Below are 10,221 nucleotides of genomic sequence, written 5' to 3' on the forward strand. Positions count from 1 at the left end.
TAAGCGGCCCCTAGTATTCAGGTTTTCTGAATACTAGGGGCCTTTTGGTATATGGTTGGCCTACTCCTTCCGCCTAAGATTCACTCTTGTTTCTCCGGTTAATCACGATATGATATGAAAGGGAGATGAGTAGTGATGAACTTAGAAGAAGCAATTCAAAATAGTTGGCGACGGATTGATGAGGGGCAGGTAGCGACCTACATCCCCGCCCTAGCAGATGTAGACCCCTACCAGCTTGGCGTCTATCTATTTAATATTAAAGATAACAAAAGAGTCTGTGCTGGCGCGGCGCAGACCCGCTTTGCGATTGAAAGTGTATCCAAGGTAATTAGCCTCTTGTACGCAATCGAACACTTGGGACTGACGACGGTTAACCAACGGGTGGGAACCCGCCAGACGGGGTTTGCCTTCAATACCATTTTGAATATGGAGATTACCAGGGAGACAAAGCCCCTTAACCCCTTTGTTAATAGTGGGGCAATCGTAATTTCCTCCTTAATTACTGAAGAGAATGGGCAATCGCCGGTGGACCAGCTCCTCGCGTTTACCCGCAAGATCTGCCATGATCCCCAGGTTAGCCTAAATGAGGAGATCTACCAATCGGAGGCCCGAACGGGGGATATGAACCGGTCACTGGCCTATTACCTGAAAGCGAAGGGAACCCTAACACGCAGTGCGACTAGTAGCCTGGAGACCTACTTTAAGCAGTGTTCTTTTATGGTAACCTGTGAAAGTCTGGCCAACTTAGGCGCGGTTTTGGCTAATGATGGGGTTGCACCGTGGGATGGTGAACGGATCGTTTCCAGTGCCGCGGCGACCTATGCGAAGTCTGTCATGATGACCACGGGACTCTATACTGAATCCGGAACTTACTCGGTCAGAATCGGGGTACCGACCAAGAGTGGGGTGGGCGGTGGCCTTGTAGCGGCAGCCCCCAACTACGGGATCGGTATTTTCAGCCCGGCCTTAGATCAGGCTGGTAACAGCATTGCCGGCCTAGACCTACTAGAAAGGCTGAGCCAACAGCTCCATCTTGATATTTTTAAGTACTAAAAAGTGACTGGGGAAGTACCTCAGCCACTTTTTTCACTTGCGCCTCGTGAGTAGTTTGTATTGCCAAAAGAGGAGTGCAAAGAAGATCAAGAAGAGGATAAGCGAGAGGCGGGTCGCCGGTTCGATTAAGAGGACGACTAAAATACTGATGAAGAAGAGGAGGGTTAGCCACGAAGTGAAGGGGTAACCGGGCATGGGGGAGATTCCAGGGTGCTGGCTCCGTTGCCGGTAGCGGATGTGGCAAACCATGATAATGATCCAGACAAAGAGGAAGTTAATCGTGGAAACACTGGAAATGATCTGGAAGATTTTGGACGGTAAGAAGTAGTTCAGCGCTACAACTAACAGCAGGACTAATGAGGAGCAGTTCAGTGCCCGCTTGGGGACGGCCTCACTGCTCAGTTGGGCAAAGTAGTGCGGGGCGTTACCGCTGAGTGCCAGGGTATACAGTGTCCGGCTAGTGGTGAAGAGGGCACTATTGGTAGCCGACATGGCCGCCGTCAATACCACGAAGTTGATAATTCCGGCCGCGTATTTAATCCCCATTGCGGAGAAGACCTGGACGAAGGGGCTGACCGTCGTCTTGATCTGGTCCCAGGGGTAAACTGCCATAACGACGGCCATTGATCCCAGGTAAAAGAGGATGATTCGAACTGGCAGGGTGTTAATTGCCTTAGGGAGTTCTTCCTTGGGGTTAGCGGTCTCGCCGGCGGTAACCCCCACCATCTCAATTCCGGCAAAGGCAAAGACGACCATCTGGCAGCCCATTAAAAAGCTGCTTCCGCCAGTGGGGAATAATCCACCGTACTTAACCAGGTTACCGAAGCTGGCAGGGACACCGTTGACGACCTTATGGGTGATAACCATGATGGTACCAACCACGATCAGGGCAACGATTGCGGCGACCTTAATAAAGGAAAACCAGCTCTCGATTTCACCGAACAGGCCCACGTTGACCATGTTGGCCAACATCAATAGGATAACGATAATCAGGGGTCCCACCCACTGGGGGAGTGTAGGAAACCAAAATTTTAAATAAATCCCGGTCGCCGTTAGGTCTGCCATGGCCAGGCTGATCCAACAGATCCAGTACATCCAGCCAGTCATGAATTCCGCACGGGGACCGAGATATTCCGCAACAAAGTCGATAAAGGAGTGTTTACTCGTATCGGACAATAATAGTTCACCCAGGGCCTTCATCAACAAGAAGGTGAAGATTCCCATTATGAGGTAGGAGATAATGATGGAGGGTCCGGCATTGTGAATGGCCTGTCCAGAACCGAGGAATAGGCCGGTGCCAATCGCCCCACCAATGGCAATCATGGTAATGTGCCGGCTGTTTAACGACCGGCTTAACTGTTGTGATTGCTCAGGAACTTTCTTATTATCAATCATGATCAATCGCTTCTTCCCTTTTTTGGGACCGGATCGGGGTCCACTAAGTATCAGAATATTTGTGGAACTATTGTATCATATAACATATTGTGGTACAATTGTTTCATATCTTAAAGGACAGGTAGTGTGATTATGTACCATATTAAAAGCGATAAACGTTCATTGACCTCGGCCACGGCACTTTACCGGGCCCTGATTGACGAGTTGAAGACTAAAGCGCTGACCGAAGTTAATATTACGGAACTGGTGAAAAGGGCTATGGTGGGACGGAGCACCTTTTACCGTAACTTTGACGAACCCTTGGACATCCTCAAGTGGAAGTGTGATACGATGTTTCAAGAACTGACGACCGAGTTTAATGCCAAGTACCGCCGGGAGGGGGCCAACCAGGTAACCTTTATTCAGTCGGTATTTGAATACTGGGAAAAGCAATCTGATGTACTCGAAGCGCTTATCCGGAACCAACGGATTGATGTCATTCAAAATGCCACCAGGACGATTATGGCCGCATCGCCACGGGCCGCGGCGGCCGAGGCCTACTACCAATACTCCATTAACCTCCGTATTAGTATTGTCGTTGGAATGATGATTACCTGGATTCAGCGGGGGAAGCGCGAGAGTGCCAGTGAAATTACACAGATTTTGTTGAAAAATCTCAAGGAGATCCCCCAGATGCCGGTTGTATTTTAAAAATTCCCTTTTTATGTTAAGTTTCCCTAAACAAGCGCTAGTTAGGGCCGCCGTTTGGTATAATAAAGGTGCTAAATCGATAATCAATAATTGCCAAACTGGCGAAATGAGGTTGATAGATGAATGGTGGGCGCAGGCCCTGGCGTTAGTGCACGAGCGTCAGGGTTTCTTTGCCATGAAAAGGCGCCCGCTAGCCAACCCCGTCTTCCGGACTTAGTGGAAACTTATTTATTAACGGCGAAAAGTGGTATAGTAAAGGTAAAATTTAGGAAAGCGGGGATAGACTATGGCTAAGTACATCGTAGAATTAAGCGAAGAAGATCTGCAAATGATCAAGGACTGCCATTCCAAGAACCCTTCAATTATGAAGGCTATGGAAAACGCTAAAAAGGAAGATTAAATAAGGGGCCAATCACGATTCCAACAAAGGAGTTAGTGGTTGGCCTTTTTTCGGTTAGAAAAGGGGAGTAAAGATGTCACTATCGGATATTTTAATTGCACTAGTGCCGGCGTTTGGTCTAGGCTTTCAGGTTATTTGTATGCAGTTGATTGGTGGTAAGTATACTAACAAGGTCATGGGGATGGCCATCGTCACCCTGCTGGTCGGGATCGTCGTTTACTTTATTAAGCGACCGGTACTAACGAGTGGGCTGTGGCTTGGATCCGCACTGAGCGGGATCGGCTTTTGTATCGGGATCATCCTTCAGGTAAAGAGTTTTTCCCTAGTGGGAGTTTCGCGGACAATGCCAATTTCGGTTGGTGAGCAGCTGGTCGGGACCGCTTTAGTCGGTGCAATTTGCTTTCACGAATGGACCGCACTTAACCAGTGGTTGCTGGGGATCGGTGCTCTAGTCCTGATTGTGGCCGGAATTGCGATGACGGCTTACCAGGAACACAGTGACCAGGGGAGTAACGTCAAGAAGGGGATGCTCTACCTGCTGATTTCATCACTCGGTTTCGTTGCCTATGCCTCCTTCCCAACGGCCTTTCACCTTAGCGGTTGGGACGTGGTCTTCCCACAGGCGGTCGCTATCTTTATCGCTATGGTCGTCCTATGCTCCTTTGAAAAGGGTGGTCACCTGTTTGGTTTAAAGACGTGGCAGAACATGGCGACCGGTGTTTGCTTCGCCATCGCCAACCTGGGGATTATTTTTTCAAATGAAATTAACGGGGTGGCCGTGGGTTACACGATTTCCCAGCTGAACGTTATTATTTCCACCCTGGGTGGTTTGTGGATCCTACACGAAAGTAAGACCCCGAAGGAAGTACGCTTTATCATCGCCGGGGTACTCCTCGTGGTTGCTGGTGGTATTATGATTGGTGTTACTAAGTAGGAAGTCGTTGTGATAAAGGACTGGAAAAATTTATTTTTCCAGCCCTTTATTTTTCTTTAACTTTTACTTCATTTTTATGCCAAAAAGTAAGTCTATACTATTGTCCAGAAGGAAGGTGGACAAAGTAAACATTTTTTGGCGGCTGGTTAAACGACTGGTAGTACTTAGCCTTATCATTGGACTAGGGTGGACCTATTTCAATAACCAGCAATTTCAGCAGGCGGCCAATGGTAGTATTTGGCGCGTTCGCGAACGGGTCGCCAAGCTCATTGGGGCACCAACTAATCCTGCACCGACCCCCCAGGACGGCAACGGGCAGGCTACCCCCAAGACGAGACCGACGGATAGTAACCAGTCTACAGGACAGGTACCGACAACCGGACGGTGGCCGGAAAAGACGGCGACCATCTTCGTCGGTACCGGTAACCCGACCCTGGATAGTGCAACTAATTCGGCTATCCAGGCCTGGAACCAGACGGGAGCCTTCCGCTTCCGGCCAACGACTAACCGTGACCAGGCCGATATCGTTGTCCGGGCCATGGACAATGACCAAACCAACGCGGCCGGTTTAACGCAGCAGTCGTCCAATCCCCTGACTAACCGGTTCGTACACGCAGACGTATACCTTAATCAGCGTTACCTACTGGACCCGCTTTACGGGTACTCACGGGACCGGATTGTTAATACAGCGGAACACGAACTGGGCCACGCCATTGGCCTTGACCACACGAATAATGTTTCGGTAATGCAACCGGCCGGCTCGTTTTATTCTATCCAGCCGGCTGATGTCCAGGCTGTTAAGCAACTTTATTCCTAATAATTAGAAGGTGGGAAAAGTTCCCATAATTATAAATAAGAGGTCCAGAGTTCGGCGTTTACCGGGCTTTGGACCTCTTTCGTATAAGGGGTTAGTTAATCTTTTTCGGGACAAACTTCAAAACACTGATGAGGATGACGGCGGCAAAGACCGTCATTAGGATAAAGGCGTGGCCGCTACCGACCGCCGTGGCGACCGGCGTCTTGCCAACACCGACCTGACTCTTGGCCACGATCATGGCGACTAACGATGTCCCCATTGACCCGGCAAACTGCTGGAGGGTGTTAAGGATGGCGTTACCCTGCGTGCTCTGGCTATCTGGCAGGCTGGCTAGTGCCGAGGTCATCACCGTCCCCATCAACATCCCCATTCCGACCATGTATATAATATAGATCAGGGTGATAAAGAGGTTTGATAAGTGCTGGGCAGCCAGGGTAAAGCCGAGAATTGATACCAGCATCAGGCTAGCACCGGTAATGATCGGCCGCCGGGGTCCGAAACGGTCAAGCAGGTGTCCGCCGATGGGGGCGAAGACGGCCCCACCAATTCCGGCCGGCATGACAATCAGTCCGGCCACCAGGGCGGTGTTATGGTTGACCAGTTGGATGTAGTTAGGTAGTAGAAAGGCAAAGCCCAGGGAGCACATCTGGGTTAAAAAGAAGATCAGAACGTGGCCCGCAAACCGCGAACTGGTAAAGAGCCGAAAGTCAAGGACCGGTTGCTCAATGCTCAGTGACCGCCAGGAGAGCAGTCCCATGGCGACAATCCCGAGCAGGATCATTCCGCCACTGGCAAGACTTAGGAAGGGGGTGTCAGAAAGATTACTGAAGCCGACCACCAGCCCGGTAAACATCAGGGCAATCAATAAGCAGCTCAGTAGGTCAAAGTGTTGCCGCTCGACCGGTGATTTTTGCAGGATCCCCCAACACCCTAAGCAAAATGAGCAGATTAAGAAGGGCAAGAGGATGATGAAAATCTACCGCCAGCCCAGACTGGAAACGATGATACCACCAAAGGTAGGACCGACGGCGGGGGCAATTCCCGTAATGAGGTTACCAAAGCCCATCATCATCCCAATCTTTTGCTGGGGAACTTGTTCCATAATGATATTAAACATCAAGGGCAGGGCGATCCGGTTCCCAGCCCCTGAATTGCCCGTCCCAGGAGTAGGAGGGGAAAGTTCGGCGCAAAGCTATCGATTAGTACCCCCAGGATGAAGAGTAGGTTGGCCGTGATAAAAATCTTCTTGGTCGGGAACCCCTTCTTTAAGAGGGCCGAGAGGGGAACGATAATTGCGACCACCAGTAGGTAGATGGACGTCATCCACTGGACGACATTGGTGGTAACGTTAAATTCGGTCATTAACTTGGGAAAGGAAATATTCATTGCCGTTTCAACAATGACCCCGCAAAAGGACATCAGGCCGGTCGCGATGATGGCCGCGATGACCTTGCAAGGAATTTTAGTAGCAGTTTGCAAGTCAAGCGCCTCCAAATCAGTGATAATAGGGTGCTATTGTAGGGAATGATTGGGTACTTGTCAAAGTAAATATTAAAGAATGATAACAAACCATTGACTTTCATGTGAATTAGATTAAAATTAATAACAATATTTGAAAAATAGATGAGAATAGTAATGTTGACTACCAGTTTTAGCGAGTGCCAACTGGTGAAAGGACACACCGGTACCAGCATGAAATGAACTCATTGAAATGGAATGGGTGCAAGCTACATTCCCGGGCGATGACCGTTACCCATCATGAGAGGCTATTTTAAAAATAGCGAAAATAGGTGGTACCACGGTTGTCGTCCTTGTGCAGTTTGCACGGGGACGTTTTTATTTAGAAAGGTGTGAAGAAGTATGCGCGTAAAGGCAGAAGATGAACGTAAGTACTTGGAGACGGTGTTTGATAAGCTGGGCTTTTCCAAGCAGGATGGCCAATTATTGGCTGATACTTTAGTCGATGCAGACTTGCGGGGGATTTCCTCTCACGGGATCCAACGGTTGGCCTGGTACCGACGGATGATTAAGGACGGGACGATTGTGCCGACTAAGCAGCCGAAGGTCGTCAAGGAACTACCAGCGGCAGTCTTTGTTGATGCCAACCAAAACATGGGCCAGCTTGCGGCCCACCTGGCCATGGACAAGGTGATTGAAAAGGCTAAAAAGGTCGGCGTCGGGATCGCGGTTGTCCGTAATTCTAACCACTTTGGGATTGCCGGTTACTACGCTCGACAAGCCCTCGCCGCTGGTCTTGTCGGGATTGCCCTTACCAACACCCGGCCACTAGTAGTGCCAACGAACGCGACCCAGGCCTTCTTAGGCTCGAACGCCTTTGCCTTTGGCTTCCCGGCTAGTCCCCACCCCTTCATGTTTGATGGGGCCACGGCGGCGGTTGCCGGTGGTAAGATCCAAGTGGCCGATAAGAAGGGACAAGAACTTCCTGGCGAATGGGTCGTTGATAAGGACCGGAAAGTAGTTAAGGATCCAAAAGAGGCGGAAGATATCCTCGCAACCGCGGCCTTTAGTGAAGGTGAACAAAAGGGTGGTGGCCTGGTCACCCTTGGTGGGAACAAGGAAGTCAATGCCAACTACAAGGGGATGGGGAACTCCATCGTGGTTGAATTATTGACCGGGATCCTGGCCCAGGGTTCAATTTCCGCCGACACGGTCCGGGGCAAGCACGACTTCAGCCAATTCCTCTTTGCCTTTGACCCCGCCTTCTTTGGTGACCCCGAAACCCTTAAGCAGGACGCAACAGCAATGCTAAACCGGATTCGGGGCTTAGACCACGTCCCTGGTAAGACCACCTGGGTTCCGGGTGACCGGGAATACCGTTACTTAGAAGAAAATAAGCAAAACGGGGTTTCCATTGATGATAAAACCTACGAGGAAATCACCACGATTGGTCAAGAATTAGGCGTCACCGTCCCGGCCCAAATTTAGGTATGCGTTTAAGGTATGGTTAATAATCGAATCAAAGTATTACCCTTCTGCGTAGTAATTGGGTACAATTAAAGTTAAACAGAAGGGAGACTTGTACGATGAAAAAAGCATTTTTCGCAGGTAAGGGTCAGATGGAATTAAAGGATGTTGACAAGCCAACAATCCAAAAGCCAGATGACGTGATTGTTAAGGTACTGCGGGCCTGTGTTTGTGGATCCGACCTCTGGAACTTCCGGGGGATTAACCCCGTTGAAGCCCACTCCGAAAACTCCGGTCACGAAGCAATCGGGGTTGTCGAAGAAGTCGGTGATGACATCACCACGGTTAAGCCCGGTGACTTTGTAATCGCACCATTTACCCATGGTTGTGGCCACTGTGCTGCTTGCCGGGCCGGCTTTGATGGTTCTTGTCAATCCCACACCGACAACTTCTCCAGCGGGGTTCAAGGTGAATACATTCGCTTCCAACACGGTCAATGGGCACTGGTAAAGATTCCTGGTCAACCAGACGACTACAGCGAAGGGATGAAGAAGTCCCTGTTAACCTTGGCTGATGTAATGGCTACTGGTTACCACGCTGCTCGCGTTGCCAACGTTAGCGAGGGTGACACGGTCGTTGTAATGGGTGACGGTGCGGTTGGTCTGTGTGCTATCATCGCTGCTAAGATGCGTGGTGCCAAGAAGATCATCTCCACGAGTCGTCACGAAGATCGGCAAGCCTTGGCTAAGGAATTCGGTGCTACCGATAACGTTGCCGTTCGTGGTGACGAAGCTGTTAAGGCCATTATGGACCTGACAAACGGTGCCGGTGCGGATGCCGTCCTTGAATGTGTCGGGACCGAACAATCCACTGATACTGCCATGAAGGTTGGCCGTCCGGGTGCCGTTGTTGGCCGGGTTGGCCTGCCACACACTCCTAAGCAAGACATGACCACGCCATTTTACACCAACACGATCGTTGCTGGTGGGCCGGCTTCTGTTACTACCTACGACAAGGAAGTATTACTGAAGGCGGTACTGGATGGTGAAATTAACCCTGGTAAGGTCTTCACTAAGACCTTCAGCCTAGACCAAATCCAAGATGCCTACGAGGCAATGGACCAACGTCAAGCTATTAAGTCCTACGTTAAGATGGATTAGTTAAATCTCTGCAGACCTTAGCGAGCAGTCTTTGCTCGTTAGGGCCTGCTTTTTTTACGGATCTAAATAGCGGAATGTGATACAATGGATAATGTGCTATGGGCTGGTGGCTCGACTGGACCATAAAAAGCGTTTCGGTTGCTGCTGGGTGGCCAGTGGCCCGGACAAAATAAAAATCTAATTAATGAAGGTGTTTTTAAGATGATTCAAACAATCGATTTGAAAAAGGGCATGGTTTTTGAACGCGGCGGCAAGCTGTTAAAGGTTCTGCAAATCAACCACCACAAGCCCGGTAAGGGTAACACGTTGATGCAAATGGACATCCAAGATGTACGGACCGGTTCCATTGTGCACACGACAATGCGTCCTTCCGAAAAGGTTGAACAAGTTAACGTTGATAAGCGGAACGCCCAATACCTTTACGACGAAGGTGACGCTGCGGTCTTCATGGACTTGGAAAACTACGAACAATACACTTTGACGCATGACCAACTGGGTGACGACCGTAACTACCTGGTTGAAAACATGAACATCACCCTGAACTTTGTTAACGGCGACATCATTGGGGTTGAACTGCCAACCACGGTTGAAATGACGGTTGCCCAAACCGAACCAATGATCAAGGGTGCCACGATCGACGGTGGTGGTAAGCCAGCAACGATGAGCACTGGCTTAGTAGTTAACGTTCCGGCCTTCATCAAGACTGGTGACAAGCTGATCATTAACACGACCGATGGTAGCTACAAGTCCCGTGCTTAATATAAAAAAGTCCTCCTTGTTAGGAGGATTTTTTAAATCCTAAATTTCAAGAATAAGTTAGCCACTGGACTCAAATAAATAATACTGA

8 protein-coding genes and 1 pseudogene are annotated in these 10,221 nt (G+C 49.7%); 7 read left to right on the forward strand and 2 right to left on the reverse strand.

The annotated features are described in order from the left end of the window. The first annotated feature begins 135 nt into the window (after positions 1-135). A complete protein-coding gene (glsA, locus tag ACI31H_RS07105; RefSeq protein ID WP_439771288.1) occupies positions 136-1,053 on the forward strand; it encodes a glutaminase A in 918 nt (305 codons plus the stop codon). A 33-nt stretch (positions 1,054-1,086) separates the two neighbouring features. Here glsA and ACI31H_RS07110 read toward each other — a convergent pair whose 3' ends face one another. After that, positions 1,087-2,448 carry an amino acid permease gene (locus tag ACI31H_RS07110; RefSeq protein WP_439771289.1) on the reverse strand — a complete coding sequence of 454 codons (1,362 nt, stop codon included), beginning with the start codon at positions 2,446-2,448 and terminating at the stop codon, positions 1,087-1,089. A gap of 132 nt (positions 2,449-2,580) precedes the next feature. Between ACI31H_RS07110 and ACI31H_RS07115 the strand changes: the two genes are divergently transcribed. The 3 genes from ACI31H_RS07115 (at position 2,581) to ACI31H_RS07125 (ending at position 5,289) form a co-directional block, all read left to right on the forward strand. Continuing rightward, positions 2,581-3,138, forward strand: coding sequence for a TetR/AcrR family transcriptional regulator C-terminal domain-containing protein (locus tag ACI31H_RS07115; RefSeq protein ID WP_439771290.1), 558 nt, complete (start codon positions 2,581-2,583; stop codon positions 3,136-3,138). A gap of 473 nt (positions 3,139-3,611) precedes the next feature. Beyond that, positions 3,612-4,472, forward strand: a complete 861-nt coding sequence (locus ACI31H_RS07120; protein ID WP_439771291.1) for a GRP family sugar transporter — start codon at positions 3,612-3,614, stop codon at positions 4,470-4,472. A 115-nt stretch (positions 4,473-4,587) separates the two neighbouring features. Beyond that, on the forward strand, positions 4,588-5,289 hold the full coding sequence (locus ACI31H_RS07125) for a matrixin family metalloprotease (RefSeq protein WP_439771292.1): 702 nt from the start codon (positions 4,588-4,590) through the stop codon (positions 5,287-5,289). A gap of 91 nt (positions 5,290-5,380) precedes the next feature. On the opposite strand, the pseudogene ACI31H_RS07130 reads toward ACI31H_RS07125, so the two are convergent. Beyond that, positions 5,381-6,708, reverse strand: a pseudogene (locus ACI31H_RS07130) (DHA2 family efflux MFS transporter permease subunit). A gap of 441 nt (positions 6,709-7,149) precedes the next feature. Here ACI31H_RS07130 and ACI31H_RS07135 point away from each other — a divergent pair. The 3 genes from ACI31H_RS07135 to efp all read left to right on the forward strand — a co-directional run bounded on the left by ACI31H_RS07135 (position 7,150) and on the right by efp (position 10,133). Continuing rightward, entirely contained in the window at positions 7,150-8,235 is a 1,086-nt protein-coding gene (locus ACI31H_RS07135) for an Ldh family oxidoreductase (RefSeq protein WP_439771293.1), read from the forward strand. A 98-nt stretch (positions 8,236-8,333) separates the two neighbouring features. Then, positions 8,334-9,374, forward strand: coding sequence for a zinc-dependent alcohol dehydrogenase family protein (locus ACI31H_RS07140; protein ID WP_439771294.1), 1,041 nt, complete (start codon positions 8,334-8,336; stop codon positions 9,372-9,374). A 201-nt stretch (positions 9,375-9,575) separates the two neighbouring features. Beyond that, positions 9,576-10,133 carry an elongation factor P gene (gene efp, locus ACI31H_RS07145; RefSeq protein WP_439771295.1) on the forward strand — a complete coding sequence of 186 codons (558 nt, stop codon included), beginning with the start codon at positions 9,576-9,578 and terminating at the stop codon, positions 10,131-10,133. The last annotated feature ends 88 nt before the right edge of the window (positions 10,134-10,221 follow it).

Source organism: Limosilactobacillus sp., from assembly GCF_051873035.1.
Lineage (GTDB): Bacteria > Bacillota > Bacilli > Lactobacillales > Lactobacillaceae > Limosilactobacillus.